Here is a 21736-nt window from a genome sequence, read left to right as displayed (position 1 = left end):
AGGGACAGGCGTGGCGCAGGATGTTCGCGATGCCGCGATCATCGACCGGGGAGCCCGGTGGATCGGATCAGCGGCGCAAGTACACCAGACGAAGGTGAAGATCCGATGACGGACCCTTGGGGGCACGGGGGGCAGCGATCAGAAGATTGAACCGCCAAGGCGCCAAGGGCGCAAAGGAGAGAAGAGCCCCCAGTGGTCAGCCTCCAGCCTCCAGCCGCTACCTGCCCTCAAACACTGGCGCTAAAAACGTACGCCACGACTGATGGTCAGCCGTGCCGTGGTCGAAGGCGCACACTCACTGGAGGCTGGCGGCTGGTCGCTTGCAACTTGAACTTCTTTGCGCTCTTGGCGCCTTGGCGGTTCATCCCCCCCAGCTGTCGACTGGTCGCTAACTCCGCCCGTAGACCGGGATCGCCGCGCCGGTGACGGCGCGTGCGGCGGGGGAGGCGAGGAAGACGATGACCTCGGCGATCGCGGCCGGCTCGACCCAGTCGCCGGGGTCCTGGTCGGGCATGGCGGCGCGGTTCTCCGGGGTGTCGACGGTGCCGGGGAGGATACAGTTGACGTTGACGCCCTGGTCGCGCAGCTCGGCCGAGAGGGTCTCGGTGAGTGCGATCACCGCCGACTTGGCGGCGCTGTAGGGGCCCATGTAGGCGCCGGCGGGGCGGGCGGCGCGGGCCGAGACATTGACCATGGCGCCGCCGCCGCCGGCGACCAGGTGAGGGACGGCGGCGCGCGCGCCGTGGAGCAGGGTGCGGGCGTTGATGTCGAGCATCCGCTCCCAGTCGGCGTCACTGGTCTGGTGCAGCGGCGCGCCCATGGCGAAGCCGCCGGCGAGGTTGGTCAGGGTGTCGAGTCGGCCATGGCGTTCGACCAGCCGGGCAAGCTCGGCGCCGAGCGCGTCGGGGGCGAGCAGGTCGCAGGCGAGACACTCGACGGTGATTCCGGCGCCGAGTTCGTCGCGGGTGCGTTCGAGTGCCTCGCGGTCGCGCGCGAGCAATGCCAGCCGGGCGCCGCGTCGGGCGAAGGCGGCGGCGGTGGCGCGACCGAGGTTGCCGGTGGCGCCGGTGATGAGGACCAGTTGCTGGTCGAGTTCGCGGATCATGTTCGGACCTCCTGCCCGAGGGGCTCGTGCCGAGCAATCTGGGGTGGGCGCGGGACGGACTCAAGGCAGGAAGCCTCGTGCGGTCGGTCGCGCCGGCCTGTTATGATTGGGCCGGTGAGCGACCGACCCGGATCACTTGACGGCCCACTCTTCGGTCCTTGCGCTCCTGGGGTGCGAGGTACACGGGCGGTCATGCGCGTGCCGCACGGTGACGCTTGCCGTGATCCCTTGCCGTGGTCGTGCCGCGCAGCCTCAGGTACGGCCCCGGCCCGGCTCGATGGAGTGCGCGCGTGATCGAGATCCTGTTCCTGCTGCTGCCGGTTGCGGCGGCCTCCGGTTGGTGGCTGGCGCGACACGAGCGTCCCGCGTCCCGACGGTCTCGCCGCCCTGCCCATCCGAGCTTCCTGCGCGGACTCAACTATCTGCTCGACGAGCAGCCCGACAAGGCGCTCGACATGTTCATCGAGCTCGCCGAGGTCGACGACGAGACGGTCGAGACCCATCTCGCCCTCGGCAGCCTGTTCCGTCGTCGCGGCGAGGTCGACCGCGCGATCCGTGTCCACCAGAACCTGATGGCGCGTCCCAGCCTCGATGCCGAGCAGCGCGGCTATGCCCTGCTCGAGCTGGGGCAGGACTACATGAGCGCCGGGCTGCTCGATCGCGCCGAGCTGCTGTTCCAGGAGCTGGCCGGTCTCGGCCTGCACCGTCAGCGCGCACTCGCCGGGCTGCGCGAGATCTATCAGCAGGAGCGTGACTGGGAGCGCTGTCTGGAGGTCGCCGAGCAGCTGCGTCCCGGCGGCGAGTCGATGCTCGACGCCGAGATCGCCCACTATCATTGCGAGCTGGCCGAGGAGGCGCGCCGTCGCGGCGAGCACGAGCGCGTTCGCGCGCAACTCGCGCGGGCGCTGGAGACCGATCCGGAGTGCGTGCGCGCCAGCATGCTCGAGGCCCGGGTGGCGCTCGAGGAGGGTGAGCCGCAGCGGGCGCTGGCGCTGTTTCGCGGGCTGGTCGAGCGCCACGGCGCCTATCTGCCGGAGATCCTGCCGGCGCTGATCGAGGCGCTCGAGCGCGTCCCCGGGGAGGACCCGCTGGCGGTGCTCGAGGAGCTGGCGGCGCGTCATCCCAGTCCGGCGTTGGTGGTGACGCTGGCCGAGCGGGTCGCCGCCGAGCGCGGTCGCACCGAGGCGCTCGAACTGCTCTGCGCGCACCTGCGCCGGTTCGCCGACCTGGTGGGACTCGAGCGCCTGCTCGCGCTCGCGCTGACGGAGCTGTCGGACGCCGCCGATGTCCATCGGCTCGAGCGCGCGCTGGCGGTGATCCGCCATCTGGCCGCGCGCCAGCCGGCCTATCAATGCGATCATTGCGGCTTCCAGGCGCGCTCACTGCACTGGCAGTGCCCGAGCTGCAAACGCTGGGGCTCGGTGGTGCCGGTGCAGCCCGAGCCGCTGGTGATCGACGCCGGGCTCGACGGCCCACGCCTGGCCTAGACGCCGATCTCAATCCGAACCCTTGAAGGAACCCCCGTGACCCAGTCGACACGCATCATCGTGGCCCTCGATTTCCCCGCCCGCGAGCCGGCGCTCGCCCTGGTCGATCAGCTCGACCCGGCACGCTGTCGCCTCAAGGTCGGCAAGGAGCTGTTCACCCGGCTCGGGCCGGACTTCGTCGCCACCTTGCAGGCGCGCGGCTTCGAGGTCTTTCTCGACCTCAAGTTCCACGACATCCCCAATACCGTCGCCGCGGCCTGTGCCGCGGCGGCCGATCTTGGGGTGTGGATGGTCAACGTCCATGTCACCGGCGGGCGGCGGATGATCGAGACCACCCGCGAGCGGCTCGATGCGCTGCCCAAGGCGCCGCTGCTGATCGGGGTGACGGTGCTCACCAGCCTCGACGGTGACGATCTGGCCGAGGTCGGCTGTCCGGGCGAACCGGCCGAGCGGGTGCTCGCGCTCGCCGAACTCGGTCGCGAGGCCGGGCTCGACGGCATCGTCTGCTCGCCGCGCGAGTCGGCGGCGGTGCGCGCCGCGCTGGGCGAGGATTTCCTGCTGGTCACCCCGGGGGTGCGCCCGAGCTGGGCGGCGACGGGGGATCAGAAACGGGTGATGACCCCGCGCGAGGCGGTTGCCGCCGGCTCCGATCACCTGGTGATCGGCCGCCCGATCGCCGCCGCGCCCGATCCGCTGGCCGCGCTGGCCGAGATCGAGCGCGAACTCGCGGGCTGAACACGGCGCCCCGCCGGCGCTGGTCGAGGCCGATCGTGCCTCCCGCCGGCGACGCGTGGATGCGTTCGCCCCGGACGGGGTGCGCCGTATCAAGCAATCAATATCGACGTAGAGGAGATGACTCGATGGCAAAGATTCACAAGGCGGTCTTCCCGGTGGCCGGTCTCGGTACCCGCTTCCTGCCGGCGACCAAGGCCAGCCCCAAGGAGATGCTGCCGATCGTGGACAAGCCGCTGATCCAGTACGCCGCCGAGGAGGCCGAGGCCGCCGGGGTGGAGCAGCTGGTGTTCATCACCGGACGTCACAAGCGCTCGATCGAGGATCACTTCGACAAGGCCTTCGAGCTCGAGGTGGAGCTGGCCGAGGCGGGCAAGGACAAGCTGCTCAAGGTCGTGCGCAACGTGCTCACCGAGGGCACCACCTGCGCCTATGTGCGTCAGGCCGAGGCCCTGGGGCTGGGCCATGCGGTGCTCTGCGCCAAGCCGGTGGTCGGTCGCGAACCCTTCGCGGTGCTGCTCGCCGACGATCTGATCCGCGCCGAGGGCAAGGGGGTGGTCGAGCAGATGGCCGAGGTGCACGCGCGCTATGGCTGCAGCGTGCTCAGCGTCCAGGAGGTGCCGCGCGAGGAGACGCACAAGTATGGCATCGTCGAGGTCGAGCCCGGTCCCGACGGTGAGCTGCGGGTGGTCTCGATCGTCGAGAAACCGGCGCCCGAGGATGCGCCCTCGAACCTCGCCGTGGTCGGGCGCTACCTGCTCACCCCGACGATCTTCGACAAGCTCGAGAACACCGGTACCGGCGCCGGCGGCGAGATCCAGCTCACCGATGCGATCTCGGCGCTGCTCGCCGACGAGCCGGTGATCGCTCACCCCTTCGAGGGCAAGCGCTACGACTGCGGCAGCAAGCTCGGCTATCTGGAGGCGACGGTGGAGTTCGGGCTCGACCACCCCGAACTCGGCGAGCGCTTCGCCGCCTATCTGCGCGATTTCGTCGCGCAGCAGTAGGGGGCTGGCGTCCAGCGATCAGCCGCCAGCCTCCAGTGACGGGGATGGCGCGGCTCCGAGCGTCGCGGCTGGACGCCAGCGTTCACCAGAGGAGGGCGTTTCACGCCGGACATGCTGTGCGTTGCTCGGATTCATGAGCGACCGGTCGCTACTGGCGAGGCCTGGGCGCCGAGGCCTGGGCGTCGAGTCCTTTTGCGGCCTTCGTGTCTGGGCGGTTTAATCTTGCTGGCCGCTGGCCGCTGGCCGCTGGCCGCTGGCCGCTGGCCGCTGGCCGCTGGCCGCTGGCCGCTGGCCGCTGTCACCGATCCGCTGGCAGCGGCGCGCTGCGCGTCCGCGGGACGCGTTCGATGCGCCAGTGCGTGATGGCGTGTTCCCAGAAGCGTTGCAGGGTGCAGTGCGGCGGCGGGGGCGGTTGGCCGAGGAAGGCCCAGGCGCGGCGCAGCGCCGGGAGTGGGTCGGCGGGATCGACCGGGGCGGCGGCGAGGCGCTTGCTGAGCTTGCGTCCCTCCGGGTCGAGCACCAGCGGGACATGGGCGTAGTCGGGCTGGGGCAGGCCCAGCGCGCGCTGCAGCCGGATCTGGCGCGGGGTGGAGTCGAGCAGGTCGGCGCCGCGCACCACCTGGTCGATGCCCTGCCAGGCATCGTCGACCACTACCGCGAGCTGGTAGGCATGGATGGCGTCGGCGCGACGCAGCACGAAGTCGCCGACCGCCTGCTCGAGGTCCTGCGTGCGTGGGCCGAAGACCCGGTCGTCGAACTCGACGGGGGTGCTGTCGGTGCGCATGCGGATGGTGCGCGGCGCCCGCCCGCGCGGCAGCCCGGCGCGACAGGTGCCGGGATAGATCGGTCCTTCGTTGCCGCGCCTGGCGCGGCGGGCGATCTCGGCGCGACTGCAGCCGCAGGGATAGGTCAGCCCGCGTGCGGCGAGCTGGGCGAGTGCGGCGTCATAGGCGGCGAGCCGGTCGTGCTGATAGCACACCGGGCCGTCGTGGCGCATGCCGAAGGCGGCGAGGGTGTCGAGGATGGCCCGCGCCGCGCCCGCGACCTCGCGCGGACGGTCGAGGTCCTCGATGCGCACCAGCCACTCGCCGCCGTGCGCGCGCGCATCGGCATGGCTGGCCACCGCGGTGACCAGCGAGCCGAAGTGCAAGGGGCCGGTGGGGGAGGGGGCGAAGCGCCCCCGATAGCCGGCGATCAGCCGCGCTGACGCTCGCGGATCTCGTCGAGCGTCTTGCAGTCGATGCAGAGCGTGGCGGTCGGTCGGGCCTCAAGCCGACGGATGCCGATCTCGACGCCGCAGGCGTCACAGTAGCCGTACTCGTGCTCGTCGAGGCGGTCGAGTGCCTCGTCGATCTTCTTGATCAGCTTGCGCTCGCGGTCGCGGGTCCGCAGCTCGAGGCTGAACTCCGACTCCTGGGTGGCGCGGTCGTTGGGGTCGGGGAAGTTGGTCGCCTCGTCCTGCATGTGATGTACGGTGCGGTCGACCTCTTCCATCAGTGACCGTTTCCAGGCCTGGAGGATGGCGCGGAAGTGCGCCTCCTGCTCGGGGCTCATGTAGTCCTCGTCGCTCGCGGCTTCATAAGGTTCGAAACCGAACGCCTTGGCGTCTTGTGCTCTTGCTTCGGCCATGGATGTGCTCCCGAAGGCTCTTCTCGTGGGGTGTCCTAGCGACCGGGCCCATCCGGACCTGTTCGCGAAAAACGCCCTTAAGTACCAGATCCCCGCGCGGTGGGCAACTCATGATGAGACGTTCGGCCGTGCGCGGGCATCGCTGGTCGGCTAATCTGGAAGGCTTGCCGCTGCCCGCCGTCTTGCGTAAGCGCAACAGGAGATCGAGCATGTATCCCTTCGAGGCGATCATCTGGGATGTCGACGGCACCCTCGCCGATACCGAGCGTGACGGCCATCGTCGCGCCTTCAACGCGGCCTTTGCCGAGGCCGGTCTGGACTGGTGCTGGGATGTCGCCACCTATGGTGAGCTGCTCGAGGTGACCGGTGGGCGCGAGCGTATCGCCGCCTTCATCGTCGAGCACCGTCCGGCGCTGCCGGCGGGTGTCGAGCCCGAGACGCTCGCCGTGCGTCTGCACCGGGCCAAATCGCGCCACTATGCCCGGTTGCTCGCGGCCGGCGCGATCGGGCTGCGGCCAGGCGTGTTGCGACTGTTGCGCGCGGCGCGCACGGCGGGCATCCGTCTGGCGATCGCCACCACCTCGACGCCGGAGAACGTGCATGCACTGCTCGCGCACGCCGGCGAACCGGGGCTGGCCGAGTGGTTCGAGGTGATCGCCGCCGGGGACATGGTGGCGAACAAGAAGCCGGCGCCGGATGTCTATCTGCTCGCGCTCGAGCGCCTCGGTCTCGGCGCCGACGCCTGCGTGGCGGTGGAGGACTCGGCGCCGGGCCTGCGGGCGGCGCGCGCCGCCGGACTCGGGACGGTGGTGATCACCGTCAACGACTATACGCGGGAGCAGGCGTTCGACGACGCCGCCCTGGTGGTCGACGGACTCGGCGCGCCCGAGACGCCGGTCAGCGTGCTGCACGGACGGCTCGGGGGACGCTCCCATGTCGACCTCGCGGCGCTCGCGGACCTTGTCCGCGCGCGCCACCCTGAAACCTCATAGATCAAGATGCAATCCACAGAACAACCCAGACTGGCACCGCGCGCCCGCGCGGTCGAACCCTTCCATGTGATGCGCCTGCTCGAGCGGGCCAATAGGCTCGAGGCCGAAGGGCGCTCGATCATCCATCTCGAGGTCGGCGAGCCCGACTTCCCCACTCCCGAGCCGATCCTCGCCGCGGCGCGTGCCGCGCTGGAGGGCGGCGCCGTGCACTACACCCCGGCTGCGGGCCTGCCGCAGCTGCGTGAGCGGCTGTCGCGCTATTACGCCGAGCGGTATGGTGCCAGCGTCGCGGCCGACCGCATCCTGGTCACGCCGGGCGCCTCGGGCGCCATCCAACTGGTGTTCCAGGCACTGCTCGAGCCGGGTGACGAGGTGCTGATCTGTGACCCCTCCTATCCCTGTTATCGCCAGGTGTTGCGATTGCTCGGGGTGGAGCCGCGCGCGGTGGCGGTCGACGCCGCCGACGACTTCCAGCTCAGCGCGGCGCGCGCCGAGGCGGCCTGGTCGTCGCGGGTGCGCGCGCTGATCGTCGCCTCTCCGGCCAACCCGAGCGGCACCCTGCTCGGGCGCGAGCAGCTCGCCGAGCTGCATGCGCTTTGCCGTGCCAGGGGGGCGGCGCTGATCGTCGACGAGATCTATCAGGGGCTGGTCTACGACGCCCCGGACCATACCGCGCTCGAGCTGGCCGAGGATGTCTACGTCATCAACAGCTTCTCCAAGTACTTCGGTATGACCGGTTGGCGGCTCGGCTGGCTGGCCGCGCCGCGCGCGGCGGTCGAGGTGATGGAGCGGATGGCGCAGAACCTGTTCATCGCCCCCAACACCCCGGCGCAGCATGCCGCGCTCGCTGCCTTCGAGCCTGCCACCCTGGAGATCCTCGAGCAGCGTCGCGCCTGCTTCCGCGCGCGCCGCGACGCCCTGCTCGACGGGTTGCGTCGACTCGGCTTCGGTATCGACGGCGAGCCCAAGGGGGCCTTCTATCTCTATGCCCGGCTGCCCGAGCAGGTGGGGATGGACTCGATGCAGTTCGCCACCACCATGTTGGAGGAGGTCGGGGTGGCCGCGACCCCGGGGCACGACTTCGGTTGCCATGGCGCCGAGCGTCACGTGCGCTTCGCCTACACCTGCGATCTGCCGGTGATCGACGAGGCGCTCGGGCGCATCGACCGCTTCCTCGCCCAGTGCCGGTCGCGCTGAGCACCAGTGCCACGCGGGGCCATGGTCCCGCGTGACCCTTCTTCATCCACAGTCAGTTTCGAGAGACCTGCCTTGACCGCTTCAGCCTCATCATCCCCCGACCGATCCAGTTTCCAGCCACGCGACCCGGCCCAGCGTGAGGCCCACGCGCGCCTGCTCGCACTGCACCAGGCGCTCGAGCGCGCGCCGGCGCCCGGAGGCGGGCTGCTCGGTCGGGTGCGTCGTCGTCTCGGCGGCGAGGTGACGCCGGTGCCCGGGCTCTATTTCTGGGGTGGCGTGGGGCGCGGCAAGACCCACCTGATGGACTGGTTCGTCGATGGGCTGGAGCTGCCGGGCAAGCGGCGCATGCACTTCCATCACTTCATGCGCGAGGTGCATGGCCACCTGGCGCAGCTGCCGCGCCAGACCGATCCGCTCGATCGGGTCGCCGAGCTGATGTGTCGCGATCTGCGAGTGCTCTGTCTCGACGAGTTCCTGGTCACCGACATCACCGACGCCATGCTGCTCTACGGTCTGCTCAAGGCGATGTTCGCCCGCGGCGTGACCCTGGTGACCACCTCCAACACCCCGCCCGACGACCTCTATCGCAATGGTCTGCAGCGCCAGTCCTTCCTCCCGGCGATCGAGCTGATCAAGCGTCATACCGATGTCTTCGAGCTCGACGGCGGCCAGGACTACCGGCTGCAGACGTTGATGCGCGAGGGGGTCTATGTGCTCGCCGGCGAGGACGGTGAGGCGCGGTTGGCGGCCGATTTCGACGAGCTCAGCGGCGGGCATCGGGTGGCCGCCTCCTGGCTCGAGGTCAATGGCCGGACGATCGAGGCGCGCGCGCTCGGCAGCAACGTCGCCTGGTTCGATTTCGATGCGCTCTGCGCCACCCCGCGCTCCACCGCCGACTATATCGAGATCGCCCGCGATTACCTCACCCTGCTGATCTCCGGGGTGCCGCAGCTCGGTCCCGGCTGCGACGCCGCCGCGCGGCGCTTCCTGCACCTGGTCGACGAACTCTACGACCGCCGGGTCAAGCTGGTGCTCTCGGTCGAGGTGCCGCTCGATCGGCTCTATGCCGGCGGCATGACCGACTTCGCCCACGCCCGCCTGCTCAGTCGCCTGCAGGAGATGCAGTCGGTCGAGTACCTGGCCGCCGCGACCGCCGCCGAGTCCGAACCGGACAGCGTCGCGGCCTGATTGGCGCCAGCCGCCAGCCGCCAGCTACTAGCCGTTACGCAGGAAAGACTTAAACCGCAAAGACACCAAGAGCGTGAAGGGTGAGGGCTCGAGTCTTTCGGTCCTCGGTCGCCTTGGCATCCAGGTTTACGGTGAGTCTGGCAGCCGTGGTTGCGGTCGAGTAACGCCATCGCCACCTACGGTGGCTGGTGGCTCTCTTCCCCTCTTGGCGCCCTTGGCGTCTTTGCGGTTCAATCCCTGTTGGCTTGCTTCCACGGGCTTGAATCCGCCATGATCGACTCCATTGGATGTCAATTAACCGGTATTCCAGGGAGTTCGCCGATGCCCACCGCCCATCTCACCGCTCCGAGCGTCGATCCCGAGGAGCTCGCCTATTACGAGCGACTGGCGCATCGCTGGTGGGATGCCGAGGGGCCCTTCTGGCCGTTGCACCGGCTCAATGCCTTTCGGGTCGGCTATCTCCGCGAGCGTCTGGCGGCGGTGTTCGGGCGTGATGCGCGGGATGCACGCCCGTTCGCCGGACTGCGGGTGCTCGATATCGGCTGTGGCGGGGGCATCCTCAGCGAGTCGATGGTCGCGCTCGGCGCCGAGGTCACCGGGATCGACATCACCGAGAAGACCCTGAGGGTTGCGCGCATGCATGCCGAGGCGGGTGGGCTTGCGATCGACTATCGGTTGGCGAGTGCCGCCGAGATGCGCGAGGCCGGCGCGACCTTCGACGTGGTGCTCAACATGGAGGTGCTCGAGCATGTCGAACGCCTGCCCGACTTCCTCGCCGACAGTGCCGAGCTGGTGCGCCCCGGCGGGGTGATGCAGGTCTCGACCATCAATCGCACCCCGATCGCCTGGCTGATGGCGATCATCGGTGCCGAGTACGTGTTGCGCTGGCTGCCGCGCGGTACCCATCGCTATCGCAAGCTGGTGCGTCCCGACGAGGTGCGCGGCGGACTCGGCGAGGGCTTCGATCTGTTGCACCAGACCGGTGTGCGGGTCAACCCCTTCACCCGCGCCTTTTCCTTTACCGATTGGATGGGCGTCAACTACATGATGCTGTTTCAGCGCGGCTGAGCCGGTTTCTCGGCTCGGGTCGCTGCGATGACGGTCCCGGGTTGCCGGGACATATGCATGGGGCGACGGAGGTCGCTCCGGATACCGAACGGTCGCAACGAGGGATGTCATGAGCGAAAACAAGCGGGAATTCGATCGATGGGTCGCGGCGATCAGCCGCGGTGGTCTCGGTCATGTCTATGTCCGTCTCTATCAGGACGCCCCGACCTGGGTGCGTGACATGGCGGTCAATCGCTACGGCAAGGGCACGGTGTTCCTGCCGGCGCAGCGGTTGCGCGCGAGTGCGCCGGTCGCGGCCTGAATTCAGTCGGCGCGCAGCGCCTCGACACGGATCCGCTCGGTGCTCACGCCGCCCGTCCTCAGGGCCTGCTCCAGGGTGCTGACGGTGACCTCCGGCCCCGCGAGATAGAGACGCTGGTGGTCGTGTGGCGGGTGTTCGTCGAGGATGCGCGCGGCGAGCCGGTCGGCGGGTGTGGCATCGAGCAGCGTATAGGTGAAGTCGTCCAGGGCGTCACCGAGCGCGCGCGCCCAGTGCGCCAGGTGATGCCCCTCGGGGGCTGCGGTCTCCCAGTAGAGGTGATAGCGGGGGATGGCGTCGATCGCGACCGCCTGCTCGATGAGGCTGCGGACCGGGGCGATGCCGTCGCCGCAGGCGATGAAGAGCGCCTCGTCGGTCGCTGACTCGTCGAGCACGAAGTCGCCGTAGGGCCCTTCCAGGTCGAGCCGTTGCCCCGGTCCCAGCCGATCGTCGAAGAGTGCGCGGGCGAGTGCGTCGTCACCGGCGCGGATCAGGAAGCGCAGGTTGCGTCCGTCGCAGGGGCAGCTGGCGATCGGCAGTTCGCTCGGCGGCTCGCCCGGGCGTGCGAGCCGCGCGCGCTGACCGGCCATGAAGCGCAACAGCTGATTGCGCGGTGTCTGGATCTGGAGCGCGCGCAGCGTCGCTCCGATCGTCTCGACACGGCGCACGCTGACGCGAATGCGCTGCAGCGGCAGCTCGGCGCTCGAACGTGCCTCGCCGATCTCCAGGGTGAGATCGGTGAGCGCGGTATGGGCGCAGGTGAGCAGATAGCCGAGTCGGCGCTCGCGCGCGCCGATCGAGTAGTCGTGGGGCCTGATCTGGCGGGTCTCGCCGCTGACCAGCCGTGCCTTGCAGCCGCCGCAGTTACCGCTGGCGCAGCCGTGCTCGAGATGGATGCCGGCGCGCACCGCAGCCTCGAGCAGCGACTCCTCTCCCTCCACCAGGAAACTGTGTCCACTGGGGATCAGCCGTACCCGGGCGGCCAGGGTGCGCGCCGGTGCCGACCGCTCCTCGGGTGCCTCATTGACGGGCAGTGCGGCGCGTGCCTCGGCGAGCCAGTGGCCGAGGGCCGCGAGTGCCGTGGGCAGCGTGGCGGGGTCGCTGGCGGAGAGCGCCGCGATCCGCTCGGCGACCTGCTCGATCAGTCCGCGCGCGGCCTCTCCGGCCTCGATCTCGTGCGCCAGTGCCGCGCTCAGCCGACGCGCCTGCTCGAGCAGCACTCGGGCGTCGGGCAGCGCGACCGGTTCGGGTTCGAGCCGGGGGCGGGCGTTGTCGACGATCTCGCGCACCTGTTCGAGCGCGCCCTCGTGCTCGAGGCTCAGGCTGGGGTAGAGGCGCAGCAGCTCGTGCGCGGCCACCTCACCCTCGAAGGTCGTCAGCTCGGCGCGGCGGATGCGTCGTTGCAGCTCGCCGCGGCTGACTCCGGCCAGCCGGGCGGCGCGCGAGAGCGTCAGGTAGGTCGTCACGGATACGCCTCCAGATGACTCGGCGTCTCAGGTGAGCAGGTAGTGCTTCTCCACCGGGTCGAGGATCTCCCAGGTGCAGTTGAGTCCGGCGGGAAAGCGGATCAGGTCGCCGCGCCCGTACTCTCGTGGCGCACCGCCCTCGGGGGTGACGCGGAAGCGTCCGCGCACGATGTAGCAGGTCTCCTCCTGGCGGTAGTGCCAGGGAAAGGTCGCCACCTCGCGGCGCCACACCGGCCAGTGTTCCACGCCCATGACCTCGAGCTTGGCGGGGGAGGGGCGTTCGTGATGGATCTCGGTGTCGTCCATTGGTCTGGGGTCCGTGCTGCGCATGGTGTCGGGGATAGAGTCTGAGGTCGGCGGCCGATGCTTTCCACCCCGACAAGGATTGCCCGGCGAGTCGAGCTGGGCGACACTCCGTACCATGGACGATGTAAATGATTCTCCCGCCCTGGAGGTGCTCGCTCGTCGTCTGGGCGAGGCGTTGCGCGCGCGTGGCTGGCAGCTGGCGACGGCCGAGTCCTGTACCGGCGGCTGGGTGGCCAAGGTGATGACCGATGTCGCCGGCAGCAGCGCCTGGTTCGAGCGCGGCTTCATCACCTATTCCAATGACGCCAAGCGCGAGCTGCTCGGGGTCTCGGACGACGCGCTCGAGCGCTATGGCGCGGTGAGCGAGCGGGTGGTCGCCGAGATGGTGAGCGGCGCGCTCGCCCGCAGTCGCGCCGAGGTTGCGGTGGCGGTCAGTGGCATCGCCGGGCCGGGTGGCGGTACGGCCGACAAGCCGGTCGGTACCGTGTGGTTCGCCTGGGGCTTTCCCGGCGAGGGCCCGACGGCGCGCTGTCTGTGTTTCGAGGGCGATCGTGAGACGGTGCGCGAGCAGGCGGTGCGCGCTGCGCTGTTGGGCCTGCTCGGCGGCCTCGGTGCCGATGGCTGAGCGCTGGTTCTTCGCGCTCTGGCCGGAGCCGGCGCTGCGTCAGGCGCTGCTCGGGCGCATGCCGTGCTGGCTGCCGCCGGGTGGGCGCGCGACCCACGGCGAGGATCTGCACCTGACGCTGGTCTTTCTCGGTGCGTTGACGCCGCCGCAGCTCGATGCGGTGAGCGCGGCGGCACAGCAGGTCGCGGCGGCGCCCTTCGAGCTGGTGCTCGATCGGTTGGGTCATTTCGCGCGTGCCGGCGCGGCCTGGTGCGCGCCGCAGCGGGTGCCGGAGTCGCTGCTGGCGTTGCAGTTGGCGCTGGTCGAGGCGCAGTGCGCCTGTGGCTTGACCCCGGAGCCGCGGTCCTATCGGCCGCACCTGACGCTGGCGCGTCGCAGCACGGCGCCGCGGGCGGCGTTCGGGGCGCCGCTGCGCTGGCCGGTGCGCGAGTTCGTGCTCGCTCGCAGCGTTCCGGGGTGTGTGCCGCGCTATCGGGTCGAGCGGCGCTGGTCGCTGCGTCCCGGCTATGACTTGAGCATGCCGCCTATGCGATAATCAGCGATGATTCGCGCGGCCCGCTCGAAAGATCACGAGACACGAACCGACCGACACGCGATCGCCCCGGGCGACGCGCGGCGGGCGGCTGCGCTCAAGAGTTGACGGAGATCCAATGGACGACAATCGCAAGAAGGCGTTGGCCGCCGCGCTGACCCAGATCGAGAAGCAGTTCGGCAAGGGCTCGGTGATGCGCATGGGCGATGCCGGCGCGGTGCGCAACATCGAGGCGATCTCCACCGGTTCGCTGGGGCTGGACATCGCCCTCGGCATCGGCGGCCTGCCCAAGGGGCGGGTGGTCGAGATCTACGGCCCCGAGTCCTCGGGCAAGACCACCCTCACCCTGCACGTGGTCGCCGAGGTACAGAAGCTCGGCGGCACCGCGGCCTTCGTCGATGCCGAGCACGCGCTCGACCCGGTCTATGCCGAGAAGCTCGGGGTGCAGATGGAGGACCTGCTGGTGTCGCAGCCCGACACCGGCGAGCAGGCGCTCGAGATCACCGACATGCTGGTGCGCTCGGGTGCGGTCGACGTGGTGATCGTCGACTCGGTCGCGGCGCTCACCCCCAAGGCCGAGATCGAGGGCGAGATGGGTGACTCGCACGTCGGTCTGCAGGCGCGGCTGATGTCGCAGGCGCTGCGCAAGCTCACCGGCAACATCAAGCGCTCCAACTGTCTGGTGGTCTTCATCAACCAGATCCGCATGAAGATCGGGGTGATGTTCGGCTCGCCCGAGACCACCACCGGCGGCAACGCGCTCAAGTTCTACTCCTCGGTGCGGCTCGACATCCGTCGTATCGGCAGCATCAAGAAGAGCGACGAGGTGGTCGGCAGCGAGACCAAGGTCAAGGTGGTCAAGAACAAGGTCGCGCCGCCGTTCAAGCAGGTCGAGTTCGATATCCTCTACGGCCAGGGGATCTCGCGCGAGGGCGAGATCATCAGCCTGGGCGTGGCCGAGGGCATCGTCGACAAATCCGGCGCCTGGTACAGTTACCAGGGCAATCGCATCGGCCAGGGCAAGGACAACGTCCGCGCCTTCCTCTGCGAGAACCCCGAGCTGGCCCAGGAGATCGAGGCGAAGATCCGCGCCAAGCTGTTGCCCCAGCCGAGCGAGGCGACGGCCGAGGCCGTGGCCCCGGCGGAGGACTGATCCTGGACGATCACCCTGCCAGCACCCTCCTTGATGCCGACCTGCTCGCCGAGATCGAGCGGGCGGCGCTACGTCTGCTCGCCATGCGCGAGCACTCGCGGCTGGAGCTCTCGCGCAAGCTCGTCTCGCGCGGCTTCGAGGTCGCTGCCCTCGCCCCCGTGCTCGATCGGCTCGAGGCCGAGGGCGCGCTCGACGAGTCGCGTCTGGTCGAGCGCTATGTCGCCGAGCGGGTGGAGAAGGGCTTCGGGCCGCTGCGCATCCAGGCCGAGTTGAACGACAAGGGTGTGGCCGATACCTTGATCGAGCCCCAGTTACGGCACCTGCGCGAGGCGTGGCCGGAGCATCTCGCCGCGCTCCATGCGCGCCGCTTCGGTGATGCGCCTCCCGCCGATCGTGCCAGCTATGCCAAGCGCGCACGCTTTCTGACGCGGCGCGGTTTCCCCACGGACATGGTCCGGCGCCTGCTGCGCTGGAACGACTGACCGAACCGCCCGCGCGGTTCATTCGAGAACTCCCACATGACTACGAGTGCAGAGCTTCGAGCGAGCTTCCTTGATTATTTCGCGCAACGCCAGCATGAGCAGGTGCCCTCCAGCCCGCTGGTACCCGCCAATGATCCGACCCTGCTGTTCACCAACGCCGGAATGGTCCAGTTCAAGGATGTCTTCCTCGGTCGCGAGCGGCGGGGCTATTCGCGGGCGGTCACCGCGCAGCGCTGTGTGCGTGCCGGCGGCAAGCACAACGACCTCGAGAACGTCGGCTACACCGCCCGGCATCACACTTTCTTCGAGATGCTCGGCAACTTCAGCTTCGGTGACTACTTCAAGCGCGAGGCGATCGGCTTCGCCTGGCAGTATCTGACCGGCGAGCTGGGGCTGCCCGCCGAGCGGCTGTGGGTGACCGTCTACGAGGACGACGACGAGGCCGCCGACATCTGGCTCAAGGAGGTCGGGGTCTCGGCCGAGCGCTTCTCGCGCTGCGGCGCCAAGGACAACTTCTGGTCGATGGGCGACACCGGCCCCTGCGGTCCGTGCTCGGAGATCTTCTACGATCACGGTCCCGAGGTCGCCGGCGGTCCCCCTGGCTCGCCCGACGAGGACGGCGACCGCTACGTCGAGATCTGGAACCTGGTGTTCATGCAGTTCAACCGCGACGCCGAGGGCAACATGACCCCGCTGCCGCGTCCCTCGGTCGATACCGGCATGGGGCTCGAGCGTCTCGCCGCGGTGCTCCAGGGCGTGCACAGCAACTACGACATCGATCTGTTCCGCAATCTCATCGCCGCCGCCGCCGAGGCGACCGGCTGCGAGGATCTCGGCGACAAGTCGCTGCGGGTGATCGCCGATCACATCCGCTCGAGCGCCTTCCTCATCGTCGACGGGGTCACCCCGGGCAACGAGGGGCGCGGCTATGTGCTGCGTCGGATCATGCGTCGCGCGATCCGTCACGGCTATCGTCTCGGCCAGTCGCAACCCTTCTTCCATCGTCTGGTGGCGGCGCTGGTCGCCGAGATGGGTGCGGCCTATCCCGAGCTGGTGGCGGCGCAGGCGCACGTCGAGCGGATCGTGCTGCTCGAGGAGGAGCGCTTCGCCGAGACCCTCGAGCACGGTATGCGCATCCTCGACGAGGCGATCGCCGGGCTCGCAGGCGAGCGCACCATCCCCGGCGAGACGGTGTTCAAGCTTTATGACACCTACGGCTTCCCCACCGACCTGACCGCCGACATCGCCCGTGAGCGCGGGCTCGGCGTCGACCTCGAGGGCTTCGAGGCGGCGATGGCCGACCAGAAGGCGCGTGCCCGTGCGGCCAGTCAGTTCAGCGGTGGGCAGGACGTCGAGATCGATCTCCAGGGCGAGACCGAGTTCCGCGGCTACGAACGCTGCGAGGACGAGGCCACGGTGGTCGCGCTCTATCGCGACGGCGAGTCCTGCGACTCGCTGGGTGCCGGCGAGCGCGGCATGGTGATCCTCGACCTCACCCCCTTCTACGGCGAGTCCGGCGGCCAGGTCGGCGACCGTGGCTGGATCGCGAGTAGCGGCGGGCGCTTCGAGGTCACCGACACCCTGAAGAAGGGCGGCGCCCTGGTCTGCCACCTCGGCGAGCTGCGCGAGGGCGAGCTGCACGTCGGTGACGCGGTGCGCGCCGAGGTCGACGCCGAGCGGCGTCGCGCCATCGCGCTCAACCACTCGGCCACCCATCTGCTCCATGCGGCGCTGCGCCGGGTGCTCGGCGAGCACGTGCAGCAGAAGGGCTCGCTGGTCGGTCCCGAGCGGCTGCGCTTCGACTTCTCGCACTTCGAGCCGGTCTCGCGCGAGCAGTTGCGCGAGATCGAGCGCCTGGTCAACAGCCAGATCCGCGCCAATCACCTGGTCGAGACCCGCATCATGAGCCTGGAGGACGCCAAGGCCTCCGGGGCGATGGCGCTGTTCGGCGAGAAGTATGCCGATCAGGTGCGGGTGCTGCGGATGGGCGAGTTCTCGGTCGAGCTCTGTGGCGGTACGCACGTCAAGGCGGTCGGTGACATCGGTCTGATGAAGATCGTCTCCGAGGCCGGCATCGCCTCCGGGGTGCGCCGCATCGAGGCGGTAACCGGCGCCGGGGCGCTCGACTGGGTCGAGGCCGACGAGTCGCGGGTGCTGCGTATCGCCGGGCTGCTCAAGGGTGCCCGCGAGGACGTCGACGAGCGTGTCGAGCAGCTGCTCGAGCGCAGCCGTCGGCTGGAGAAGGAGCTCGAGCAGCTCAAGTCCAAGCTCGCCAGCGCCGCCGGTCAGGACCTCGCCGCCCAGGCCGAGGAGATCGCCGGGGTGCGGGTGCTCGCCGCCGAACTCGAGGGCGCCGATCCCAAGGGGCTGCGTGAGACGGTCGACCAGCTCAAGGACAAGCTCGGCTCGGCGGTGATCGTGCTCGCCACCGTCGCCGAGGGCAAGGTCGCGCTGGTCGCCGGCGTCACCAAGGATCTCACCGGCCAGTTCAAGGCCGGTGAGCTGATCCGCGAGGTCGCGGCCAAGGTCGGCGGCAAGGGCGGCGGTCGGCCCGACATGGCGCAGGCCGGGGGCAGCGACCCCGATGCATTGCCCGAGGCGCTGGCGCTGGTGCGCGACTGGGTCGCGCAGCGCAGCGCCGCCTGATGCGGCAATCGGGCCGGGATCCCCGGCCCATCACCGGGGACCGTCGGGCGGCATCGCGTCGCCGACGGTCCCATCGTTTCAATCGGGGAGACCTGAAAGACGTGCTTGGCAGGAGTAGTCGATGGCGCTGATCGTCCAGAAATACGGCGGGACGTCGGTCGGGAGTGTGGAGCGTATCCAGGCGGTGGCCGATCGGGTCAAGCGCTGGCGCGACCAGGGTAATCAGGTGGTGGTGGTGGTCTCGGCGATGTCCGGCGAGACCGACCGACTGATGGGCCTGGCCAGACAGATCCAGATGCGGCCCGAGCCGCGCGAACTCGATGTGCTGCTCTCCACCGGTGAGCAGGTCACCATCGCGCTGTTGAGCATGGCGCTGGCCGCGCGCGGCTGTCCGGCGCGCTCCTACACCGGCGCTCAGGTGCACATCCTCACCGACAGCGTGCACAACAAGGCGCGCATCCGCGACATCGATGCGGCGCGTGTCGGCGCCGATCTGGAGGCCGGGCGCGTGGTGGTGGTCGCCGGGTTCCAGGGGGTCGACGAGAGCGGTGACATCACCACCCTCGGACGCGGTGGCTCGGATACCTCGGCGGTGGCGATCGCCGCCGCGCTCAAGGCCGACGAGTGCCAGATCTATACCGATGTCGACGGTGTCTACACCACCGATCCGCGGGTCGAACCCAAGGCGCGCAAGCTCGACCGCATCACCTTCGAGGAGATGCTGGAGATGGCCAGTCTCGGCTCCAAGGTGTTGCAGATCCGCTCGGTGGAGTTCGCCGGCAAGTACCAGGTCCCCCTGCGCGTGCTCTCCAGCTTCGGCGAGGGCGAGGGCACGCTGATTACCTTCGAGGAAGATGAAGTGGAAGACGCAAAGATCGCCGGCATCGCCTTCAGCCGTGACGAGGCCAAGCTGACCATCCTCGGCGTGCCCGACCGTCCCGGTGTGGCGCACGAGATCCTCGGCGCGATCGCGGCGGCCAACATCGAGGTCGACATGATCATCCAGAACGTCGCCGCCGAGGAGGCGACGACGGACTTCACCTTCACCGTCCAGCGCGGCGACTATGCGCGGGCGCTGGAGATCCTGCAGGCGCGCGCCGAGGCGCTGGGCGCGCGTCAGGTGCTCGGCGACGAGCAGATCGTCAAGATCTCGCTGGTCGGCGTCGGCATGCGCAGTCATGCCGGGATCGCCAGTCGGATGTTCGAGACCCTGGCGCGCGAGGGGATCAACATCCGCATGATCTCGACCTCCGAGATCAAGATCTCGGTGGTGGTCGACGAGCGCTATCTCGAACTCGGCGTGCGTGCGCTGCACGACGCCTTCGGTCTGGATCAGGGCGGCGAGGTCTAGGCTCGCGGCAATCCTGCTGCCGCACCGCCGGGTCTCGGCGGGGCGGCATGTCTCCGAGGTCGGAGAGGGCGGCACGTGATGGATCGATCGCAATCCGGTCGGGGGCGTGCCGACCGCGCCTCTCCGCTTTTTGTCGATCTCCATGAACGGCGTCTCGTCGCTGCAGCCGTGGGACGTCTATGCTGGCGCTGCGCGGTCGAGAGCGTGAGCGGTCGTGCGACGGTGGCTACCAGTCATCGGGAACCCAACGGATTTCGCCTTGGATTCACGCACAAGAGACAAATGTCAATGAACCTGAGCAAATTGCCATGGAATCGCCGTGGCAGTTGCTAAGCTTCCGTCATGGGGCATGGGGTCCCGGGCGGAATCGGGTGTAAACACCCGCCGGATGACGCCGCAGGAGTCGGGTTGAGTCGCCGGTTTGGGTATTACCATCAAGCTGGAAAGGGAAACTAAAGGGAGAACGTAGCGATGTTGATCTTGACTCGTCGGGTCGGCGAAACCCTCATGGTTGGTGACGAAGTCACCGTTACAGTCCTTGGCGTCAAGGGCAATCAGGTGCGCATCGGTGTCAACGCTCCGCGTGACGTCGCGGTCCACCGTGAAGAGATCTACGAGCGCATCAAGCGCGAACAGGCCGAGACCACCCCGGGTGTCGCGGTGGTCGATCAGGGTGGCCAGATCGAGTGATTGGCAACCGGGTAAAGAGTGGGTTATAATCACTCGCCCAAGCACGATAGCCCCTGATCGACGCGTCGAATGGCTAAAGGGGTCCTGTGACCCGGTGTATCTTCCAGATCCCGGGTCATCGCACGAGGCGGTTATGCAAAACCGTTGCTCATGCATGGAGAGATGGCCGAGTGGCTGAAGGCGCTCCCCTGCTAAGGGAGTATGGGGTTAATAGCTCCATCGAGGGTTCGAATCCCTCTCTCTCCGCCACACACCGAAAAACCCCGCGTGGTCTCGACCACGCGGGGTTTTTTGTTGTCCGCACCTTGGTGTTGGACACCGTCCGTTCTCAGTACTTGCCGAGCGCCTTCATGATCAGCTTGTGGATGCTGTGATAGGTCAGCCCGGGCTTGAGATACATCACCGCGCAGGTCCCTGTGCGCAGGTTGATACCGCGCTCCCTGGCCGTTGCCACGGCCTCGGGGGTGTCGTGCGCCATATGGATCCAGACATCCTTGATGCCGGCGTCGGCGGCGCGCGCCACCCAGTCGGCGCACTCCTGTTTCGGGGTCTCGATGATCAGGCCCTCGACCGCGCCCGGCAACGATGCCAGGTCGGCGAAGCTCGGATCGCCGTCGATCTCGCTGGTGCTGGGGTCGACGGCATAGACGGTCTTGCCGAGCTTCTTGAGTCGACGATAACTGAGGATGGGGAAGGGTTTGTTCGCCGAGCGCCCGACGAGCGCGAAGCTGCCGAGCTGGAAGAAGGTCTCGTGATTCGATGCCATGCTGATGCTCCAATGCCTGGGGGGAGCGCGAGCCGTCCGTGGGTCGGTGGGGTCGCGCGTGCCTGGGGACGATCTCTCCGTGCAGATCGTTGGGCGCACTCTAGAGCGTGGAGTGGGGCCGCGTCCTTGCGGCTCGTCAACCCGGACTCAGCGCATCAGCAGAGTGGGGATGCGCGCCGAGCGCAGCAGGTCGGTGGTCTTGCTGCCGAAGAGCAGGGTGCGCAGCGGTGAATGGGCATAGGCGCCCATGATCAGCAGGTCGATGTCCTGGGCGATCACGGTCTGGGCGATGACGCTCTCGGCGTCGCCCGGGATCAGCCAGGCGGGGGCATCGAAGCCGGCGGACTCGAGCCGTTGGCGTGCCCAGTCGAGCTGCTTGCGCGCATCGCCACGGGCCTTGCCCGACATCAGCAGGTGCACGGTGAGCCCCTGGAACAGCGGGCTCGCGGCGACCATCTCGACGCCCTGACGGGTGGCGGCGCTGCCGTCGAAGGCGACCATCACCCGTTGCGGCTCCTTGAATCCCTCGGTGACGGTGAGGATCGGGCGGTGCAGTGCGCGCACCATGCGCTCGACGTTGCGCCCGAGATCGCGCTGGGTGGTCTCGGCAGCGGTGCCGCGCCGCCCGAGCACGAACAGCCGTACCCCGTCCTCCTGCTCGACCAGGGTCTCTTCGAGCGCGCCGTGACGCTGGCGGATGTCGGGCGAGGGGACTCCGGCAGCGGTGGCGCGCTCGCGCAGCCGGTTGAGAAACAGCCGGCCGCGCTCGCGGGCGTCGCGGCTGCGGGTCTCGTCCTGGTTCGACAGCTCGGTGAGCAGCGTCTCCTGGGCGCCGATGCCGATCGCGCCGCTGTGGTCGACGCCGGTGGCGATCTCGGGGTGACGGCTGAGGATGTGGAGGAACTCCAGCGGCGCATTCATGCGCTGCGCCGCCCAGGCGGCATAGTCGGCGACATAGTCGGCGAAGCGCGACTGGTCGACACAGGCCAGGATCTTCTCGTCAGTATGCATCTTGC

22 protein-coding genes and 1 tRNA gene are annotated in these 21736 nt (G+C 68.9%); 16 read left to right on the top strand and 7 right to left on the bottom strand.

Translation table 11 applies throughout. From position 1 onward, the window contains the following. Window positions 1-388 precede the first annotated feature (388 nt). Window positions 389-1105, bottom strand: coding sequence for an SDR family NAD(P)-dependent oxidoreductase (locus EBL85_RS04375; RefSeq protein WP_123139475.1), 717 nt, complete (start codon window positions 1103-1105; stop codon window positions 389-391). A 290-nt stretch (window positions 1106-1395) separates the two neighbouring features. Between EBL85_RS04375 and lapB the strand changes: the two genes are divergently transcribed. The 3 genes from lapB to galU all read left to right on the top strand — a co-directional run bounded on the left by lapB (window position 1396) and on the right by galU (window position 4331). Continuing rightward, window positions 1396-2592: a lipopolysaccharide assembly protein LapB gene (gene lapB, locus EBL85_RS04370; RefSeq protein WP_123142264.1), complete on the top strand. Its 1197-nt coding sequence runs from the start codon at window positions 1396-1398 to the stop codon at window positions 2590-2592. A gap of 36 nt (window positions 2593-2628) precedes the next feature. After that, window positions 2629-3327 (top strand): orotidine-5'-phosphate decarboxylase, encoded by a 699-nt coding sequence (pyrF, locus tag EBL85_RS04365; RefSeq protein WP_123139473.1) that lies wholly within the window; start codon window positions 2629-2631, stop codon window positions 3325-3327. Window positions 3328-3452: 125 nt separating this feature from the next. After that, the gene (gene galU, locus EBL85_RS04360) at window positions 3453-4331 is read left to right on the top strand and encodes a UTP--glucose-1-phosphate uridylyltransferase GalU (protein ID WP_123139472.1); all 879 of its coding nucleotides are present in this window, start codon (window positions 3453-3455) and stop codon (window positions 4329-4331) included. A 298-nt stretch (window positions 4332-4629) separates the two neighbouring features. Here the strand turns inward: galU and gluQRS are convergent, their stop codons facing one another. Further along, entirely contained in the window at window positions 4630-5481 is an 852-nt protein-coding gene (gluQRS, locus tag EBL85_RS04355) for a tRNA glutamyl-Q(34) synthetase GluQRS (protein ID WP_369964115.1), read from the bottom strand. Between the two features lie 44 nt (window positions 5482-5525). Continuing rightward, window positions 5526-5960, bottom strand: coding sequence for an RNA polymerase-binding protein DksA (gene dksA / locus EBL85_RS04350; RefSeq protein ID WP_005224024.1), 435 nt, complete (start codon window positions 5958-5960; stop codon window positions 5526-5528). Between the two features lie 209 nt (window positions 5961-6169). Between dksA and EBL85_RS04345 the strand changes: the two genes are divergently transcribed. The 5 genes from EBL85_RS04345 (at window position 6170) to EBL85_RS04325 (ending at window position 10706) form a co-directional block, all read left to right on the top strand. Beyond that, the gene (locus tag EBL85_RS04345; RefSeq protein ID WP_123142262.1) at window positions 6170-6952 is read left to right on the top strand and encodes an HAD-IA family hydrolase; all 783 of its coding nucleotides are present in this window, start codon (window positions 6170-6172) and stop codon (window positions 6950-6952) included. A gap of 6 nt (window positions 6953-6958) precedes the next feature. Beyond that, window positions 6959-8149 (top strand): aminotransferase class I/II-fold pyridoxal phosphate-dependent enzyme, encoded by a 1191-nt coding sequence (locus EBL85_RS04340; RefSeq protein WP_123142261.1) that lies wholly within the window; start codon window positions 6959-6961, stop codon window positions 8147-8149. A 72-nt stretch (window positions 8150-8221) separates the two neighbouring features. Next, a complete protein-coding gene (gene zapE / locus EBL85_RS04335) occupies window positions 8222-9337 on the top strand; it encodes a cell division protein ZapE (RefSeq protein ID WP_123139468.1) in 1116 nt (371 codons plus the stop codon). A gap of 321 nt (window positions 9338-9658) precedes the next feature. Next, a complete protein-coding gene (ubiG, locus tag EBL85_RS04330) occupies window positions 9659-10405 on the top strand; it encodes a bifunctional 2-polyprenyl-6-hydroxyphenol methylase/3-demethylubiquinol 3-O-methyltransferase UbiG (protein ID WP_123142260.1) in 747 nt (248 codons plus the stop codon). Between the two features lie 109 nt (window positions 10406-10514). Further along, entirely contained in the window at window positions 10515-10706 is a 192-nt protein-coding gene (locus EBL85_RS04325) for a hypothetical protein (RefSeq protein WP_123139466.1), read from the top strand. Between the two features lie 2 nt (window positions 10707-10708). Here the strand turns inward: EBL85_RS04325 and EBL85_RS04320 are convergent, their stop codons facing one another. Both EBL85_RS04320 and EBL85_RS04315 read right to left on the bottom strand, forming a co-directional pair. Beyond that, a complete protein-coding gene (locus EBL85_RS04320; protein ID WP_123142259.1) occupies window positions 10709-12169 on the bottom strand; it encodes a 2Fe-2S iron-sulfur cluster-binding protein in 1461 nt (486 codons plus the stop codon). A gap of 27 nt (window positions 12170-12196) precedes the next feature. Then, window positions 12197-12475: a cupin domain-containing protein gene (locus tag EBL85_RS04315; protein ID WP_123139464.1), complete on the bottom strand. Its 279-nt coding sequence runs from the start codon at window positions 12473-12475 to the stop codon at window positions 12197-12199. 115 nt (window positions 12476-12590) lie between these two features. Between EBL85_RS04315 and pncC the strand changes: the two genes are divergently transcribed. The 8 genes from pncC to EBL85_RS04275 all read left to right on the top strand — a co-directional run bounded on the left by pncC (window position 12591) and on the right by EBL85_RS04275 (window position 20203). After that, window positions 12591-13100, top strand: coding sequence for a nicotinamide-nucleotide amidase (pncC, locus tag EBL85_RS04310; protein ID WP_123139463.1), 510 nt, complete (start codon window positions 12591-12593; stop codon window positions 13098-13100). Beyond that, window positions 13093-13635 carry an RNA 2',3'-cyclic phosphodiesterase gene (gene thpR, locus EBL85_RS04305; protein WP_123142258.1) on the top strand — a complete coding sequence of 181 codons (543 nt, stop codon included), beginning with the start codon at window positions 13093-13095 and terminating at the stop codon, window positions 13633-13635. The genes pncC and thpR overlap by 8 nt, the downstream gene beginning before the upstream one ends. A 115-nt stretch (window positions 13636-13750) precedes the next feature. Next, complete coding sequence (recA, locus tag EBL85_RS04300) at window positions 13751-14785, top strand: recombinase RecA (protein WP_062275572.1); 1035 nt, start codon at window positions 13751-13753, stop codon at window positions 14783-14785. A gap of 83 nt (window positions 14786-14868) precedes the next feature. After that, on the top strand, window positions 14869-15267 hold the full coding sequence (locus tag EBL85_RS04295) for a regulatory protein RecX (RefSeq protein WP_123139461.1): 399 nt from the start codon (window positions 14869-14871) through the stop codon (window positions 15265-15267). A gap of 36 nt (window positions 15268-15303) precedes the next feature. Further along, on the top strand, window positions 15304-17913 hold the full coding sequence (alaS, locus tag EBL85_RS04290; RefSeq protein ID WP_123139460.1) for an alanine--tRNA ligase: 2610 nt from the start codon (window positions 15304-15306) through the stop codon (window positions 17911-17913). A gap of 121 nt (window positions 17914-18034) precedes the next feature. Continuing rightward, window positions 18035-19264, top strand: coding sequence for an aspartate kinase (locus tag EBL85_RS04285; protein WP_123142257.1), 1230 nt, complete (start codon window positions 18035-18037; stop codon window positions 19262-19264). Window positions 19265-19735: 471 nt separating this feature from the next. Next, window positions 19736-19954, top strand: a complete 219-nt coding sequence (csrA, locus tag EBL85_RS04280) for a carbon storage regulator CsrA (protein ID WP_005224038.1) — start codon at window positions 19736-19738, stop codon at window positions 19952-19954. Window positions 19955-20110: 156 nt separating this feature from the next. Next, window positions 20111-20203 (top strand) — tRNA-Ser (locus EBL85_RS04275). A gap of 79 nt (window positions 20204-20282) precedes the next feature. Here EBL85_RS04275 and EBL85_RS04270 read toward each other — a convergent pair. Next, the gene (locus EBL85_RS04270; RefSeq protein WP_123139458.1) at window positions 20283-20720 is read right to left on the bottom strand and encodes a CoA-binding protein; all 438 of its coding nucleotides are present in this window, start codon (window positions 20718-20720) and stop codon (window positions 20283-20285) included. 147 nt (window positions 20721-20867) lie between these two features. Next, on the bottom strand, window positions 20868-21731 hold the full coding sequence (locus EBL85_RS04265; protein ID WP_062275565.1) for a universal stress protein: 864 nt from the start codon (window positions 21729-21731) through the stop codon (window positions 20868-20870). Window positions 21732-21736 lie beyond the last annotated feature (5 nt).

It is taken from the genome of Marichromatium sp. AB32, from assembly GCF_003718675.1.
GTDB lineage: Bacteria > Pseudomonadota > Gammaproteobacteria > Chromatiales > Chromatiaceae > Marichromatium > Marichromatium gracile.
The sequence above is the reverse complement of the archived record's forward strand: the minus strand, read 5'-3'. Positions and strand labels throughout refer to the sequence as shown.